14 protein-coding genes are annotated in these 15,800 nt (G+C 75.3%); 8 read left to right on the top strand and 6 right to left on the bottom strand.

Translation table 11 applies throughout. The features are described from left to right. The first annotated feature begins 13 nt into the window (after positions 1-13). Both ABT403_RS00185 and ABT403_RS00180 read left to right on the top strand, forming a co-directional pair. The gene (locus ABT403_RS00185; RefSeq protein ID WP_344167981.1) at positions 14-661 is read left to right on the top strand and encodes a hypothetical protein; all 648 of its coding nucleotides are present in this window, start codon (positions 14-16) and stop codon (positions 659-661) included. Positions 662-751: 90 nt separating this feature from the next. After that, positions 752-1,261, top strand: coding sequence for a mycothiol transferase (locus tag ABT403_RS00180; protein ID WP_344167984.1), 510 nt, complete (start codon positions 752-754; stop codon positions 1,259-1,261). Position 1,262: 1 nt separating this feature from the next. On the opposite strand, the gene ABT403_RS00175 is transcribed toward ABT403_RS00180, so the two are convergent. Continuing rightward, positions 1,263-2,105, bottom strand: a complete 843-nt coding sequence (locus ABT403_RS00175) for a hypothetical protein (protein ID WP_344167987.1) — start codon at positions 2,103-2,105, stop codon at positions 1,263-1,265. 206 nt (positions 2,106-2,311) lie between these two features. On the opposite strand from ABT403_RS00175, the gene ABT403_RS00170 reads away from it, so the two are divergent. Further along, positions 2,312-3,052, top strand: coding sequence for an SDR family NAD(P)-dependent oxidoreductase (locus ABT403_RS00170; protein ID WP_344167990.1), 741 nt, complete (start codon positions 2,312-2,314; stop codon positions 3,050-3,052). A gap of 62 nt (positions 3,053-3,114) precedes the next feature. Here the strand turns inward: ABT403_RS00170 and ABT403_RS00165 are convergent, their stop codons facing one another. From ABT403_RS00165 to ABT403_RS00155, 3 genes are read right to left on the bottom strand one after another with little or no spacing between them, the layout of a single operon-like run. Continuing rightward, positions 3,115-3,987 (bottom strand): DUF4097 family beta strand repeat-containing protein, encoded by an 873-nt coding sequence (locus tag ABT403_RS00165; protein ID WP_344167993.1) that lies wholly within the window; start codon positions 3,985-3,987, stop codon positions 3,115-3,117. Continuing rightward, positions 3,984-4,637: a response regulator transcription factor gene (locus ABT403_RS00160; protein WP_344167996.1), complete on the bottom strand. Its 654-nt coding sequence runs from the start codon at positions 4,635-4,637 to the stop codon at positions 3,984-3,986. Before ABT403_RS00160 ends, ABT403_RS00165 begins: the two co-directional genes overlap by 4 nt. Then, a complete protein-coding gene (locus ABT403_RS00155) occupies positions 4,625-5,893 on the bottom strand; it encodes a sensor histidine kinase (RefSeq protein WP_344167999.1) in 1,269 nt (422 codons plus the stop codon). Before ABT403_RS00155 ends, ABT403_RS00160 begins: the two co-directional genes overlap by 13 nt. A 177-nt stretch (positions 5,894-6,070) precedes the next feature. On the opposite strand from ABT403_RS00155, the gene ABT403_RS00150 reads away from it, so the two are divergent. Further along, a complete protein-coding gene (locus tag ABT403_RS00150; protein ID WP_344168002.1) occupies positions 6,071-6,526 on the top strand; it encodes a hypothetical protein in 456 nt (151 codons plus the stop codon). Positions 6,527-6,544: 18 nt separating this feature from the next. Here the strand turns inward: ABT403_RS00150 and ABT403_RS00145 are convergent, their stop codons facing one another. Continuing rightward, entirely contained in the window at positions 6,545-6,955 is a 411-nt protein-coding gene (locus tag ABT403_RS00145; RefSeq protein ID WP_079424070.1) for an organic hydroperoxide resistance protein, read from the bottom strand. Between the two features lie 122 nt (positions 6,956-7,077). Here ABT403_RS00145 and ABT403_RS00140 point away from each other — a divergent pair, with 122 nt between their 5' ends. Beyond that, positions 7,078-7,560 carry a MarR family winged helix-turn-helix transcriptional regulator gene (locus ABT403_RS00140; protein ID WP_344168010.1) on the top strand — a complete coding sequence of 161 codons (483 nt, stop codon included), beginning with the start codon at positions 7,078-7,080 and terminating at the stop codon, positions 7,558-7,560. Positions 7,561-7,566: 6 nt separating this feature from the next. On the opposite strand, the gene ABT403_RS00135 is transcribed toward ABT403_RS00140, so the two are convergent. Continuing rightward, positions 7,567-8,013: a MarR family winged helix-turn-helix transcriptional regulator gene (locus ABT403_RS00135; protein WP_344168013.1), complete on the bottom strand. Its 447-nt coding sequence runs from the start codon at positions 8,011-8,013 to the stop codon at positions 7,567-7,569. 162 nt (positions 8,014-8,175) lie between these two features. Between ABT403_RS00135 and ABT403_RS00130 the strand changes: the two genes are divergently transcribed. From ABT403_RS00130 to ABT403_RS00120, 3 genes are all read left to right on the top strand, one after another. Further along, positions 8,176-9,681, top strand: coding sequence for an MFS transporter (locus tag ABT403_RS00130; RefSeq protein WP_344168016.1), 1,506 nt, complete (start codon positions 8,176-8,178; stop codon positions 9,679-9,681). 216 nt (positions 9,682-9,897) lie between these two features. Continuing rightward, positions 9,898-10,755, top strand: a complete 858-nt coding sequence (locus ABT403_RS00125) for a DUF4132 domain-containing protein (RefSeq protein ID WP_344168019.1) — start codon at positions 9,898-9,900, stop codon at positions 10,753-10,755. Further along, positions 10,752-15,761 (top strand): DNA-binding protein, encoded by a 5,010-nt coding sequence (locus ABT403_RS00120; RefSeq protein ID WP_344168022.1) that lies wholly within the window; start codon positions 10,752-10,754, stop codon positions 15,759-15,761. The genes ABT403_RS00125 and ABT403_RS00120 overlap by 4 nt, the downstream gene beginning before the upstream one ends. Positions 15,762-15,800 lie beyond the last annotated feature (39 nt).

The raw sequence follows: 15,800 nt of genomic DNA, 5'->3' as shown, positions 1-15,800 counted from the left end.
CATCTGGAGCACCGTGAGCACTCCGAGCACCGCGCACGCCCGTATCCGGCGGGCCGCCCTGCCGCCCCTGACCGCACTGGCCCTCACCGTCCTGGGCGCCGCCGTGGCCGGGCCCGCCCTGGCCCACGGCGACACCCTGAACGTGGTGATCACCGGGGAGCGGGCCGGCCACGTCACCGCCGACATCACCTGGGAGAACGACGGGGACGCCGTCGAGGAGGCCGTGGCGGCCACCGTGAACGCCGTCAGCCCCGACGGCACCCGGACGCAGGGCCCCTGGAAGCTGGTGCGCGACCCCGGCCGCGCCGCGGGCTGGACCACCGCCGAGGCGCTCCCGGCCGGAACCTGGACGGTGACCGTCGAAGCGGGCTTCCCCTCGCTCGGGCACGCCCGCAAGGAGATCGGCGTCCCGGTGACCGACCCGGCGCCCGCGGCCTCCTCACCCGCTCCGGCCTCCCCGGCTCCGGCCTCCCCCGCCGCTGCCGCCGCCTCCGCCGCTGTGGCCCCTCCGGCCTCGACGGTCCCACCCGCCTCCACCGCATCGGCCGACCCGGCTCCCGGGGGCACCGGCACCGGCTGGTGGACGACGGCCGGGGTGGCGGGCATCGCCCTGCTGGGGGCGGTCGGCGGCATCCTGCTGCGCCGCGCGCGCCGCCGCTGACGCCGGCCGGCGGAGTGTCGCCCCGCCCGGCCGGGCGGGGCCCTGCATGGTGGTTCCGGCAGCGGACGACCACGTTTGGGGACGGCACACATGAAGGCCACGGACGTACTCGCAGACGGCTTCGGGCGGATCCGGGAGGTGGTCCACGAGGCGGTCGGCGACCTCGGGCCGGAGGCGCTCAACGCCCGGCTCGACCCGGAGGCCAACTCGATCGCCTGGCTCGTGTGGCACCTGACCCGGATCCAGGACGACCACGTGGCGGGCGTCGCCGGGCAGGAGCAGGTGTGGCGGTCCGACGGCTGGGCCGACCGCTTCGCCCTGCCGCTGCCCGTCGACGACCACGGCTACGGGCACACGGCGAAGCAGGCCGGGACGGTCCGCGTCGACTCGGCCGGCCTGCTGCTGGGCTACTACGACGCCGTGCACGAGCGGTCGCTGCGCTACGTCCGCGGCCTGGCCGCCGGCGACCTGGAGCGGATCGTCGACGAGCGCTGGGACCCCCCGGTCTCCCTGGGGGTCCGGCTCGTCAGCGTCCTGGCCGACGACCTCCAGCACGCGGGCCAGGCGGCGTACGTACGGGGGCTGCTGGAGCGGCGCTGAATCAGGGGGCCGCGCACGCCACGGTGGCGAAGACCCCGTCGCGGTCGCTGAAGCCCTTGTTCGTGGCCCTCACCGTCCAGCCCGTGGCGGTCGGGGCCGAGGAGTTGAGCAGGACGTCGGGACTCGCGTCCCCGCCCCCGCCGACGGGCACCAGGCCGGCGGGGCATTCCACGTGCACGGTGGCGACCGCTCCGACCGCCAGCCTGACCGTACTGCTGAACTTGAAGGCGGCCTCGGTGGTGGAGCAGACGGCGGTCGCCCGCACGAACGACGGGGGTGCGTCCGGGTCGAAGTTCGTGTACTTGGCCCGCGCCGTCCACACTCCGTTGCCCACGCTCGTCTCGCTGGCGAACGTGCTGTCGCCCGCCTGGATGCCGCCGCCCACGACGAAGCGCGTGCGGCCGAGGCCGCAGTTCGCGTCACTGGGGTTGTTGGGCTCCCCCGGCTGGAGGGGCTTGTCCGGTCCGGTCTCGTAGCTGATGGAGGGATCCGTCGAGCAGACCGCCAGCGGGTGCAGCGTCTGTACCTTCCCGGAGGCGTTGAAGGCCCGCACCACCCACCGGTTGCCGGCCACGTCGGGGTAGGAGTCCTTGAGGAAGACCGCGCTCACCGGGTCGTCCTCCACCGTCGCGCCGCCCCCGGTGGGTTTCGTGCCCTGCGGGCAGTAGGCCGCCACCGTGTACAGCCTGCCGGAGAACATGACCGCGGGATGGCCCACCTGCTGGGTGACGGTGCGGGCGGCGGTCCCCGGCCGGGCGCCCTCCGCCCAGGCCTGCGGCACGGCGGCGGGGAGGGCGGCGGCGAGCAGCGCCGCCGTCAGTGCGGTCGTACGGACGGGTCCCATGCCGGGCCTCCTCGTGGTGCGGTCGTCGAAGGAGACGAGTGCCCCGCCCCGCACTCGGGAGGCCCGGCGGGCCGCCATATGCACCAGGCCTTTCACCCGCACCGCGCGAGATGACTCCATAGTGCGGAAAACATTTTCCACCATGCGATAGGTTGGCTCCGCAATGCGGTCCCGCACCGTGCACCGACAGCTGGAGGACAGAAGAGATGAGTGAGAGTCGCGTCGCCCTGGTCACCGGTTCCTCCTCGGGGATCGGGGCCGCCGTCGCCGAGCGGCTGGCCGCCGAGGGGATACGCGTGGTCGTCAACTCCGCCCACAGCGCGGAGGCCGGCGGGGAACTCGCCGCCCGGCTCCCGGACGCCGTGTACGTGCGGGGGGACGTCTCCGACGCCGAGGACGCCCGGCGGATCGTCCAAGCCGCGATCGACGCCTACGGGCGGCTGGACATCCTGGTCAACAACGCGGGCGTCACCCGCTTCATCCCGCTCGACGACCTGGAGGCCGCGGACGCGAAGGCGTGGCGGGAGATCTTCGACGTGAACGTGATCGGGGCCTGGCAGATGATCACCGCGGCCGTCCCGCACCTGCGCGCCTCCGGCGCGGGGTCCGTCGTCAACATCTCCTCGGTGTCCGCGACCCGGGCCCTGGGGAGCTCGGTCCCGTACGCCGTGAGCAAGGCCGCCGTCAACCACATGACCCGGCTGCTCGCCTCCCAGCTGGGCCCGTCGGTCCGGGTCAACGCGGTGGCGCCCGGGCTGATCGACACGCCCTGGTACGAGGGGGCGCAGGAGGTCTGGGAGAGCTCCCGTGAGTGGATCACCGAGAACACCCCGCTGCGCCGGGTGGGCACCCCGCAGGACGTAGCGGAGGCGACGCTGTACCTGGTGAACGCCGCCTACACCACGGGGGACGTGCTCACGGTCGACGGCGGGCGGCACATCGTCTGACCGGCCGGGACACTGCCGGGACAGGCCGGGTCAGTGCGGGTCAGTCCGGGGGGCAGTCCGGGTCAGGGGGCGGATGCGCGGCGGTAGCCGGCGCTGGCGTGGCCGGCGCCCGCCTCCAGGTCCAGGACGCGGGTGGCCGAGGGGTCGCGCAGGGCGTCCTCCGTCTCGCAACGGCCCGCGCCCGCACGGCAGCTGACGCGGTAGCGGGTGGCCGTGGGGAGGCCGATCTCCAGGCGGCCGGCGCCGACGTGGCCGGTGACCCGGTCCGGCGGGGCGGCGAAGGTGACCTCCGCGTGCCCGGTGTCGGCGCGGACGTCGGTGTCGGGGGCGGTGAGGCCGGTGGCGCGCAGGGTGCCGGAGCCGACCCTGGCCCGCAGGGGGCCGCGCAGGTCGGCCAGGACCAGGTTCCCCGATCCCATGTCGGCGTCGACGGCGCCGGCGAGACCGCTGACGGTGACCCGGCCGGAGCCCCCGGAGACCCTGACCGGGATTCCGGTGGGGACGGTCACCGCGAGGCGGACCGAGCATCCGGTGCCGATGGCGACTCCGATGCCCTCCCCGGGGCAGCGCGGGCTCAGCTTGAGGGTGTCGCCGAGCCAGCTCTCCTCGACGAACGGTTCCTTGAAGGTCCAGGTGAGGGCGGCCCGGTAGCCGACCTCCTGGTCCCCGCGCGGGGTGACGGTCACGTCCGCCTCACCGCCGACGACCTCCACCGCGGTGACGGCCCGCCCCGCGCTGCCTCCGGTGACGGTGCGCGTGCGGGCGCCGATGTCCGCCCGTACCTGCCAGCCGGCCGCGGCCACCACGAGGACGGCACTCAGCGCGGCGGCCGTGTACCAGGCGAGGCGCTGTCCGCGCGGGACGGGAGCGGCCGGGCCGCCCGGGGCGGGAGCGGCCCGGCCCGGAGCGGCCGGGCCGTCGGCGGGGCCGCTCACGAGGCGCCGTCCAGGAAGCGCAGGACCGCGAGGACCCGCCGGTGCGCCTCGGCGGCGGGGGGCAGGTCGAGCTTGGTGAAGATGTTGTTGATGTGCTTGGCCACCGCGCTCTCGCTCACGACGAGTCCGTCCGCGATCCCCGCGTTGGAGCGGCCCTCCGCCATCAGGGCGAGGACCTCGCGCTCGCGCGGGGTGAGCCGTTCCAGCGGGTCGGGCCCGCCCCGGCGCAGCAGCAGCTGGGCGACGACCTGCGGGTCGAGGGCCGTGCCGCCGGCCGCGACGCGGCGCAGGGCGTCGATGAACTCCTCGACGTCGGCGACGCGCTGCTTGAGCAGGTAGCCGATGCCCGCCCCGCTCTGGGAGGACAGCAGGTCGGCGGCGTAGCGCTCCTCCACGTACTGGGAGAGCAGCAGGACGGCCGTGCCCGGGCTCTGACTGCGGATCATCAGGGCGGCCCGGACACCCTCGTCGGTGAATCCGGGCGGCATCCGGACGTCGACGAGGGCGAGGTCGGGCCGGTGCTCCTCGACGGCGGCGAGCAGCCCCTCGGCGTCGCCGGTCTCGGCGGCCACCTCGAATCCGGCCATTTCCAGGACTTTGACAAGACCTATGCGCAGGAGGACGGAGTCCTCGGCGATCACAGCCCGCACGGCAGCTCCACGGTGACGACGGTCGGGCCCCCTTGGGGGCTGTTGATCAGAATGGTTCCGTCGACCGACCCTACGCGTTTGCGCAGGCCCGTCAGGCCGGTGCCGCCGGCCGGGTCCGCGCCGCCGACCCCGTCGTCGGTGACGACGACACGCAGCAGGTCGCCGCGCGGTCCGCCCGGGACGCGGGTGACGGTGACCGAACAGCGGCGGGCGCGGGCGTGTTTGGCGACGTTGGCGAGGGCTTCGGAGACGACGAAGTAGGCGACGGCCTCGACGGTGGGGCCGGGGCGTTCGGCGAGGTCCACGGTGAGTTCGACGGGCAGCGGGGCGCGGGCGGCGATCCCGGAGAGGGCGGCGTCGAGGCCGCGGTCCTCCAGGACGGCCGGGTGCAGGCCCCGTACCAGGTTGCTGAGTTCCTCGATGGCCTCCTTCGCCTCCCGGTGGGCCTCGTCGATGACGGCCTTGGCCTCGGGCGGGAGGCCGGTGAGGGTGGCGCGGGCGATGCCGAGGTTCATGGCGAGGGAGACCAGGCGCTGTTGGGCGCCGTCGTGCAGGTCGCGTTCGATGCGGCGGCGTTCGATGTCGGCGGCGTCCAGCACCCCGGCGCGGCTCTCGGCGAGGTCCTCGACGCGGCGCTGGAGTTCGCGGGCCCGGTTGGGGCCGAGGAGGGAGGCGGCGGCGAGGGCGTCGAGCCGGGTCAGGACGGCGGCCATCCAGGGCGCGGCGAGCAGCGTGAGGGCGCCGCCGACGGTGAGGAGGTCGTACTGGCGGGTCCAGCCGGCCTCGGGGAAGGCGTCGTCGGAGGGGATCACCCAGACCCAGGCGTAGGCGGAGGCGCCTGCGAGGCCGCCGGCCCAGGCGAGCACGACGAGGGCGGCCCCGAGGGCGGCGAGCGGACTGACGACGAGGTGGTAGGCGTACTGGCGCCGGGTCGCCTCGGAGCGCAGCCGTTCGGCCAGCCCGCGCACCGTCCGCCAGGGGTGGGCGTGGACGACGGGCGGCACGTCGAGGCCGAGCAGCACCCGGAAGCGGCTGCGCTGGAGCCTCGTGAGGAGGGGGCACAGCAGCACGACGAGCAGCAGCGGGAGGCCGCTGCGGCCGGGGGCCGCGGTCAGCAGGAGGAAGCCCGTCACCAGGGGCAGCGCGGGCGGGATCGCCGCGGTGCTGAAGGCGGTGTTGCGCCAGGCCCAGGCCGACCACGGGGTGTGCGCCGCGGTCCAGGTGTACGAACGCTTCAGGGCGCCCCAAGTTGCCATACCCGTACGGTAATCGCACAGGTCAGGGTGGCCGCCACCACCCTGGTGCCCGGTGGGGGGTGTACCTGGCACCACCCCCGGTTCGGACGGTGGGGCCAGTGATCGCGGGCGCGCCGGCGGACAGAGTGGTGGTGTGCCCGGCGGACGGACCGCCGGACCGGAGGGAGACCCGCAGCCATGGCCATCGCCGCCCCGCAGTTCCAGCCCCGCCGCAGCACCGCCGCGCGGCGCACGCCGGCCGGGCGGGGGCGGTCCGGGTGGGCGGGCCGGCGCCTCCCCCGCCTCGCGACGGTGTTCACCGGGTGCGGGATGGCGCTGCTGCCGTGGATGGTGGTGCTGGCGAAGACGATGCCGGCGACGGCGGAGGTGTCCAACTGGCCGGCCGCCTGGATAGGCCTCGACGCGATGCTGGCCGCCGGGCTGACCGGGACGGGGCTGCTGCTGCGCCAGGGCGATCCGCGGGTCGCGCCGGTGGCGGCGGCGACGGCGGCGCTGCTGGCGATGGACGCCTGGTTCGACGTCACCACCTCGATGGGGACGTCCGGTCAGGGCCTGGCGCTGCTGCTGGCGGCGGGGGCGGAGCTGCCGCTGGCGGTGGCCTGCGCGGTGGTGGCCGCGCGGCGCACCGCCTGAGCGGCGGCGGCCGGTCGGCTACTCGATGACGAGCTCGACGGGGATGTTGCCGCGGGTGGCCTTGGAGTACGGGCACACCTCGTGGGCCTGCTTGACGAGCAGGGCGCCGGTCTCCCCCTCCAGGGACTCGGGCAGCTCGATGCGCAGGGTCACGGCGAGGCCGAAGCCGGTCGCGTCCTGGCCGATGGAGGCCTCGGCGGTGACGGAGATGTCGCCGGTGTCGACCTTGGCCTGGCGGCCGACGAGGCCGAGCGCGCTGGCGAAGCAGGCGGCGTAGCCGGCGGCGAAGAGCTGCTCGGGGTTGGTGCCCTGACCGTTGCCGCCGAGCGCCGGGGGCATGGCGAGCGCGAGGTCGATCTGGCCGTCGGAGCTGACGGCGCGGCCCTCACGGCCGTTGGCGGTGGCGACGGCGGTGTACAGCGCGTCCATCGGGAGGTCCTTTCACAGGGGCGGTGCGGCCGGTGGGGCCGACCCTCGACCACAACTAGAGCACACAATTCAATTGCGCACAACTCAATCGCTCGCAAGTCGGCTCGGGTAGACTGGCCGGCATGACCGAGCAGCCCGGCGACACCCTCCGCGATCAGGACTTCCTGCGCCTCGACGGGCAGATCTGCTTCGCCCTGGGCGCCGCGAACCGGGCCTTCGGCGGCCTCTACCGGGTCATCCTGAAGGACCTGGAGCTCACCTATCCCCAGTACCTGGTGATGCTGGTGCTCTGGGAGCACGGAACGATGCCGGTCAAGGAGCTGGGACGGCACCTGCGGCTCGACTCGGGCACCCTCTCCCCCCTGCTCAAGCGCCTGGAGGCGGCGGGCCTGATCCGCCGCGAGCGCAGCACCGAGGACGAGCGGTCCGTGCACGCGGTGCTCACGGAGGACGGCGCGGCCCTGCGGGAGCGCGCGGCCGAGGTGCCGCGCCGGATCGCCCGGGCCACCGGGTTCGAGCTCGGCGAGATCCGCGAGCTCCAGGAGCGCCTGGGCCGCCTGACGGCCGCCCTGGACGCGGCGGTCGACTCCGTCGGGCGGGACTGAGGGACCTCAGGCCTGCGGGCCGCGCTCCAGCGTCGGGCGCAGGCGTTCCAGCAGGGCGTAGAGCGTCGCGCTCTCCACCTCGTCCAGCGTGTCCAGCGCCCCGTGCGTGGCCTGCATCTCCTCGCGCACGCGCCGCATCGTCTCGCGGCCCAGGTCGGTGGCGACGACGTTCTTGACCCGGCGGTCCCTCGGCTCGGGCTCGCGGCGCACCAGCCCACGCGCCTCCAGCCGGTCCACGATCCCGGTGACGTTCGAGGCGTCGCAGGCCAGCAGGGAGGCCAGGCCGCGCATGGGCACGGGGCCCTGGAGCTGGGCGAGGACCTTGGCCTGGGTGGAGGTCAGCCCGTACCGGGCGGCCGCGGCGGCGAAGTCCCGCCACTGGGCGGTGCCGATCGCGGCGAGCAGTTCCAGCAGCTCGAGCTTGGCGGGGCGGTGGATCGCGGTGGTGCTCATGCCCCGGAACCCTACGCGAGGATCGTTGACATTATCAACCTTTTACTTGACCACCTTAAGTATCTCTGGCTACCTTCGGAGAAGTACTTGATGACATAAAACATCTGCGTCCTCAAACAACCCGACGCAGGACCCCGAAGCACTGAGAAGGTCCCCGCAGCCATGAGCTCCGCCGCATCCATCCCCGCAGAAGGCAGGAAGGGCAACGAGACGGTCATCGTCTTCGCCCTGAGCCTCGCCGCCATGGTCGTGTCGATGATGCAGACCCTGCCCGTACCGATCCTGGGCCTGATCCGCAACGACCTCGGCACCTCCACCGCCAACGTCAGCTGGGTGACCACCGCCACCCTGCTGTCGGCCGCCGTCTTCACCCCGCTGCTCGGCCGTTTCGGCGACCAGCACGGAAAGAAGCCCACCCTGGTGGCCGTCCTCGGCGTGATGGTCGCGGGTTCCGTGGTCGCGGCGCTCGCGAGCTCGCTGCCGCTGCTGATCCTGGGCCGGGTCCTCCAGGGCTCCGCCACCGCGATCTTCCCGCTGGCCCTGTCCGTGCTGCGCGAAGAGGTCCGCCCGCAGAAGCTCCCCGGCGCGATGGCGCTGGTCAGCGGCACCCTCGCGTTCGGCAGCGGCCTGGCGCTGGTCGCCACCGGCCTGCTGACCTCCGGTGAGGGCGCCGACTACCGCAACGCCTTCTGGATGGCCACCGGCTTCGCCGCGCTGGCCCTGCTCGCCGTGCTCTTCCTCGTCCCGGCGACCCGCCACAAGACCGGCGGCCGCACCGACTTCCTCGGCGCGCTGACCCTGGGCATCGCCCTGCTGCTGCTCCTGCTGCCCATCTCCCAGGGCCACGAGTGGGGCTGGTCCTCCGCCCGCACCCTGGGCAGCTTCGCCGGCGCCGCCGTCATGACGGCCGTCTGGGTACTGGTCGAGCGCAAGGTCGCCGAGCCGCTCGTCGACATGAAGATGTTCGTCCACCGCCCGGTGCTCATGGCCAACCTGGCCGGCATCCTCGTCGGGTTCGGCATGTTCGCGAACTTCCTCGGTGTCTCCTACCTCGTCCAGATGCCGCAGAAGCTCACCGGCTACGGCTTCGACGCCTCCATCCTGCGCGCGTCCGTCCAGTTCCTGCTGCCCGGCGCCATCGTCTCCCTGCTCGCCTCGCCCGTCGGCGGCCAGCTGGTGCGCCACCGCGGACCGCGCCTGGCGCTCTCCGTCGCCGCCGCCCTCGGCGCGGCCGGCTTCGGATGGCTGGCACTCGACCACGGCCACACCGCCTCCGTCATCGGCGCGGGCGTCGTGGTCGGCGCGGCCGTCAGCTTCGGCTACGCGGCCATGCCCGCCGTGATCATGTCCAGCGTCCCGCACCACCAGAGCGGCATCGCCAACGGCATCAACTCCATCTCCCGCTCCACCGGCAGCGCGATCGGCAGCGCCATCGTCACCACGATCCTGGCGTCCAAGACGATCGAGCACCTCCCCAAGGGGGTTCCGCCGCTGCCGGCCGAGTCCGGATTCACCCTCACCTTCTGGATCGGCGCCGCCGCGTTCGCGCTGGTCGCGCTCATCAGCTGGCTGGGCCTGCGCTCCGGTCAGGGCCCGCGCGTCGTCCAGGCCGCCGCCCCGAGCACCGCGCCGGAGAAGGCCGCCGACACCGCCGCCGCCGCCCGCTGACCCCCTTTACGTCCGGGCCCGTCACCCCCGGCGCCCCCACCACTGCCCCCGGTCCCACGGACCGGGGGCAGTGGTGTTCCCGCCACCGCGCGCACCCGCCCAACGGCGTTGTCAGTGGGGCTCGCTAGTCTCCCGACATACCGCAGCCCGGCAGGCGTTGGAGCCTTCCTTCGGGCTGCGCAAGATGGTTTTCGGACAGGCGGAGGGGCACGGCTGATGGCTTGGCTGGCGTTGGACGAGGGGTACGAGGTCTCCCTCGTGGAAGGACGGGTCGCGGTACGACGGCCCGCGGGTCGGCAGTTGAAGGCGGTCCCCAAGGCGCTGCGCGACCATCCCGAGGTGGACCGGCTGCGGCGGCTCGCCGAGTGGCTCGACCGGCACGAGGCCGCCTGCGTGGCCCAGGTGGACGCCTGGATGGTCTCCTCGCTGCCGGTGCCCACGGCCCTCCTGGCCCGGGTCTGGCGCGACGAGGCCTGGCAGGCCGCCCTGCGCGACCTGGCCGTCGTCGGCGACGCCGACCCCGACGAGGTGGGCTTCCTGCGCGACGCCACCGACGCCGGCGAGCTCAAGGTGGTCAACCTCGACGGCGAGACCGTACGCCTCTCCCCGCGCACCGTGACCCTGCCGCACCCGGTGCTGCTGCCCGACCTCGACGACGTACGGGAGTTCGCGGCCGAACTGGACATCACCCAGCGCGTGGAGCAGATCCACCGGGCGACCTGGACCCGGCCCGAGGACGTCAAGGACTCCGCCACCGAGGTACGGGAGTACGCGGGCGGGAAGTTCCCCTCCCGGTTCAGCCTCGCGGCCCGCGCCACCGGCCTCGGCTACCGCGTCTCCGGCGGCTACGCCACCAGCCGGGTCCGCGACGGCGGCCGAACGGTGGAGGCGGCCGTGTGGATCGGCGAGCCCTACTGGGAGGACGAGTCGGAGACCGGCGCCCTGAGCTGGCACGACGAGGAGGGCCGGGCCGTACGGCTCGGCGAGGTCGGACCGGTGGCCTGGTCCGAGGGGATGCGGATGGCCGCGGCGCTGTACGCCGGGCGCAAGATCGAGGAGGGCGGGAACGCATGAGCACCGGGACCACCGACGCACAGGCCGTCACGGGCACGGACACGAGCGCGGACACGGGCACGGACACGGGGGCCGGCGCCGGTACCCGCACGGCGAGCGCCGAACTCCTCGCCGCCGGCGCGGTCCTGCCCGCCGGCACCGCCGACGCGGGCCCCGGCGCCGTCCCGCTGACCGCCCGGACGTACCGTCACCCGGCGCTGGGGGACGAGCGGTTCGTCGTCCGGCTCGCCGCCGCCGAACTGGGCGCCGCCGAGGACCTCGCGGCCGGATTCCTGGGCCTCGTACCGGAGGGCGAGCCTGCCGTCGTGGGCCTCGGCCGCCGGCAGGCGCTCGGCTTCCCCGAATGGGTGCTGGTGCACCACCCCGAGGACGGCCACCACGCCCTCGCCCTGGTCCCGGAGCTGGACCGGCTGGCCCGGCAGGCGAAGACCAAGCCCAAGGCCGCCCTCGACGCCTGCACCGAGATCTCCGAGCGGCTCGCCGCCTCCCTCCCGCACTTCCTGCCCGTCTTCCACGAGCAGGCCGCGCGCGTCTTCCTCGCCGTCGAGAACACCACGTACGCCGCCCAGCTGTTCGGCCGGGCCCGCGCCGCCGAGGCCCGCTACGGCCTGGCCGTCGACGAGGACCGCCTCGACGCCGTCTTCCTGGAGTTCGCCCTGGCCGGGGCCCTGCCGGTGAAGGTGCTCACCGGCTACGGCAAGGAGCTCTCCCAGCGGGTCTCCCCCGCCGAGGCCTTCACCCGCTTCCGCCGCCTGTGCGTGCGCCGCACCGCGGGCGGGCTCCCGCCGTCGGCTCAGGCCACGACGGAGCTGCGCCGCCTCGCCCGCGCGGCGGGGCTGACCGGCGGCGTGCCCGAGCAGGAGTACCTGGCCGAGCTGCTGCCGCTGCCCGCCACCCTGCGGGCCGCCTCCGGCTGGTGGAAGTCCCACCGCGCCGCGCTCGTCGCACTGGCCAAGCGGGTGCCCTCCGTACGGGGAACCCTGCTCGGCATGGTGCCGGGCGGTACCGGTGAGGCGGGCGAACTGTCCGCGATGTGGCTGGAGGTACTGGAGGAGTCCGGCGCCACCGCCGGCCTGTGCGACGACGCCGTGCCCGAGGAGCAGCGCTCCCCCGACGGCACCGCCGGCTGGCTGGAGCGCTTCCACACCGCCCGGCACGCCGGCTGGGGCACCCCGCCCGCCGTCCCGGCCCTGCTGGAGCTGGTCACCCGCTGCGCCGGCCCGCTGCGCGCCGAACTCGCCCTGCCCGGCCGTGAGCAGGGCCTGCGTCTGGGCCTCCAGGACGTCAACCTGCTCGACCTGCTGCTCTCCCTGGACCTGCCCGTCGCCGGCCCCGGGGACGACTCCAACGCCCTCCTGGGCCTGGAGGCCTGGCACCGCTCCGAGCACCCCCGCGACCTGCGGGCCCTGTGCGCCGACGAACGGCTGCGCCCGGCGTTCCTGCGCACCCTCGACCGGTTCAACAGCCACATGTCGCAGGGCCGCGAGACCGTGCGGCGGCTCGCCGTCACCCCCGGCAGCGCCCCGCTGCTCGCCGACTGGGTGCGCGGAGTGGCCGCCGAGTCCACGGCGACGGCCCTGCCCGACCTGCCCGAGGCGATCCGGCGGCTGACCTGGCTGCCCTCCGAAGCCCTGGCACTGGCCCCGGCCGAGGTGGCCGCGGCCGCGGCCGCCGACCTGGACGAGGTCCTCGCCCGCACCCTGCGCGGCGGCCTCTTCGAGGAACTGGTCTGGCCCGCGTGGGAGAGCGCCGTCCGCGAACTGACGCCCGGCCGGGGCCGGGGCCACCTGACCGTGATGGACGCCTGGCCGTACGTCATCGTCGCCAACTCCACGCAGGTCCGCGTCCTCGACGCCGACTCCACCGTGCTCACGCACGACCTGCGGGCCCCCTCCGTCAGCAACCGCCAGCTCGGCTTCCACTACACCGACGGGGACCTGCTCGTCTTCTGGGCCACCTACAACGGCCCCGTCGAGGGCTACTGGCTCAGCGCCCCGGACGAGGTCCTCACCCTGGACTCCTCGGCCACGTACTGGTCGATGCGCTCCGGGCACGCGAGCCTGCCGCTGCCCGGCGGCGGCCGCACCACCGGCCTCGGGGTGCTGCACCGGGGCGACAGCCGGCTCCCGGCCGAGCGCCCCGTCATCTCCGACGGGACCTCGTACTGGGCGTGGGAGGGCGGCCACGACGGCGACCACGGCTGGGCCGAGTACGACCCGGCCACCGGGGCCACCGGCCGGCGTTCGCTGCCCGGCTTCCTCGCCGACGCCCTGCACGGCCACCCGCGGGGCAGCACCCTGCCCGACAACATCGGCCAGAACTGGCTGCGCCCCGCCCCCGCCGTCGAGGGCTCCGTGCTGGGCACGCCCGCCGACGGACTGGCGGGCTGGCGCGCCGTGCGCGTCCCGGGCCGGGGCTGGGAGGGCAGCGACCCGGCCGGCGGCCGGGTCACCGTCCCCGAGGGCGGCGCCAGGCCGCACGCGGCGGTCCGGCTGCCCGGCGACGAGCGGCTCCGCGCGGTGACGAGCGACTGGCGGACCCTCTGCCTCGTCGACCCCGACGGGGCCGTCACCTCCCGGACCACCGCCGATCACCACGGCGCCCCGCACGCGGCCGGCAAGGCGGAACTCCCCCCGCTCGCCTACTGGTACTGCCTGCGCCCCCGCGACCCCGAGGGTTCGGCGGCGCTGCGCTCCCTGGACGCGACGACCGCCGGAGCGCTGCTCAAGGCGGCCGCCGAGGCGGAGAAGCGCGAGGAGCTGCCCGCGCTGGTCCGCGAGGCCCTGCCCGCGATCGGCGAACCCGCGCTGATCGGCGGCGTCGCCGACGCCGTCCGCTGCGCGCTGGTCCAGCGCAAGGCACTGGCCCGGGTGGCCCAGTCGCTGGCCGGCCGGCCTGCGGCCCCTCCGCAGCAGCCCGTGGACCGCGGGCCCGCCGACCAGCTGCTGACCGCCGCCCTGCACGGGCTGACGGGCACCCCGTACCACCGCTACTACGGCGGGGAGGGCTCCGCGACCTTCGCGCTGCTGCGCCGGATGCGGGCGGCCGCCGCCGACACCGCCGCCGAGGCGGTGCCGGGCCGGCTGCACGTGGACGTGCCGAAGCTGGCCGCGTCCTCGCTGCCCTGGGCGGGGCTGTTCCTGGACGCTCCCGCCGCCGTCGCCTACCGCGCGGTCTCGGGCGCCGCCGGCACCACCGAGGAGCAGCGGGCCGCCCTGTGCCGGGTCCTGTCCGAGGTGGACGGCCTGGGTCTGGCCTCGGCCGAGACCTTCGCCGCCCACTGGCGGCGGCTGACGGTGCGCATCGACACCGGCCACCTGCTGGGCGCCGACGGCCGGGAGCGGGGCAAGGGCGGCCGGCACCGCGCGGTGCTGCCGCTCGGCGGCGGCGCGCTGCTCGTGCTGAACGAACAGGTCAAGGAGGACACCCGGGTGCGGGAGTTCGACGCGCTGCTGCACGACCCGGCCGGCGCCTTCGCCGTGCCCGGGCCCTACACCGGCGTCGGCGCGGCGGCGACCGTCGGCGACCCCGAGCGCGCGGCCGGCTGGCTGGAGGCCTTCCTGAAGGAGGCCGCCGAACGCGGTCCGGCGCCGTGGTTCCCGGAGGCCGCGGCGGAGTTCGGCCGGCTGACCGGGGTGTCGGCCGCCACGGCCGCACTGGTCGTCGCGGGCCTGCCGCACCTGGAGACGTACGAACGCGGGTTCCTGGACGCCGAGACGCGCGCGCTCCTCGGGGTCAAGGCCACCGAGGCCGCGCACGCCCGCGACGACCTCCGCGAACTCACCCCGGCCGTCCGGCGCGAGCTGGTCGCCGCGCTGCTGCCCGCCGACCCGGCGCGGCTGTGGACGGACGGGCCGGACGTACAGGCCGCCGCGCGGGTGTGGGTCCGGCGCGCGGGCCGCCGTACGCCGGTGCCCGAGTGGCTGCTCGCCGACGCCGCCAAGGACGTGCGCGGCACCTGGGCGCCGCACCGCGCGCTGCCCGCGCTGCTGGACGCCGCCGCCTCCCCGGTGCTGTCCGCCGACACCGCCTGGGCGGTCACCGGCGACCACGTCGAACCGGTGGTCCCGGGCGGTCAGACCTTCGACACCGGCGTGCTCACGGGAGCGGTGGGCCTCACGGCCTGGCTGGCGCACCGGCTGCCCGCCGGGCACCCCGTACGGGCCTGCCTGCCGCCCGCGCTGACGGCCGTACGGCAGCGGCTGGCCGCGCCCGGACTGCTGCTGAGCGTGGGCCACTACCTGCACCTGCCCGAGTTCCGCAAGGCGGCCGGGACCCCGACCGAGACCGGGGAGGGATACGAGCGGTACGGGGCGGTGGTGCTGGCCACGCACGACGACCGGCCGCGGCCCGCGCTGCGCCCCGCGCTGCTCGACTCGACGGGCTGCGACCCGTACCTGCCGCTGCTGCGCGGGGGCGAGCAGCTGCCCTTCCCCGCGGAGACGGCACTGCGCCTGGCCCACGACCCGGCCTTCGCCGCGCTGCTTGCCGACCCGGGGGCGCCGGTGGCGGGCACGGTGGACGGGGAGGGCACCTGGTGGCCGCAGGACCCGGGCCGCAGCGTGCCGGAGCTGGTGGCGGAGGTGTCCGCGCGGTACGGGCTCGGCGCGGACGCGGCCGTCCTCTACCTGGCGCTGCTGGCGATGCCCGACCCGACCGACCGGAACACGGCCCGCTGGACGGGCTGGAAGCCGGCCCGGCTGAAGGTCGCCCGCGCGGAGCTGGCCGCCACGGACCTGGTGGTCACGGCCACCCGCAGCCGGGCCGGGCGCTCCCTGTTCCTGCCCGGCCCGTGGGCCGAGCCGGCCTCGCCCGCGCTCCCCGTCGAGCAGTGGAAGCTGCCGATGTACGCCGTGGCGCCGGGCGGCCGTCCGGTGCTGGGCGTCCTGGTGCCCGCCGAGCCGGCGGCGGAGCTGTACCGCCGGGCGTGGGCGCGGGTCCGCGAGGGCGACGTGCCGCGCTTCGAGGAGCTCAAGGTGAAGCGCACCGCGGGCCGTCGGCGCTGAGCCGCCGCCCCTGACCGGCCCCGGCGGGGGCGCGGGCCG

This window comes from Streptomyces sp. NPDC000075 (genome assembly GCF_040301925.1).
GTDB classification, from domain to species: Bacteria; Actinomycetota; Actinomycetes; order Streptomycetales; family Streptomycetaceae; genus Streptomyces; species Streptomyces polychromogenes.
This window is presented reverse-complemented; position numbering and strand designations above follow the sequence as displayed.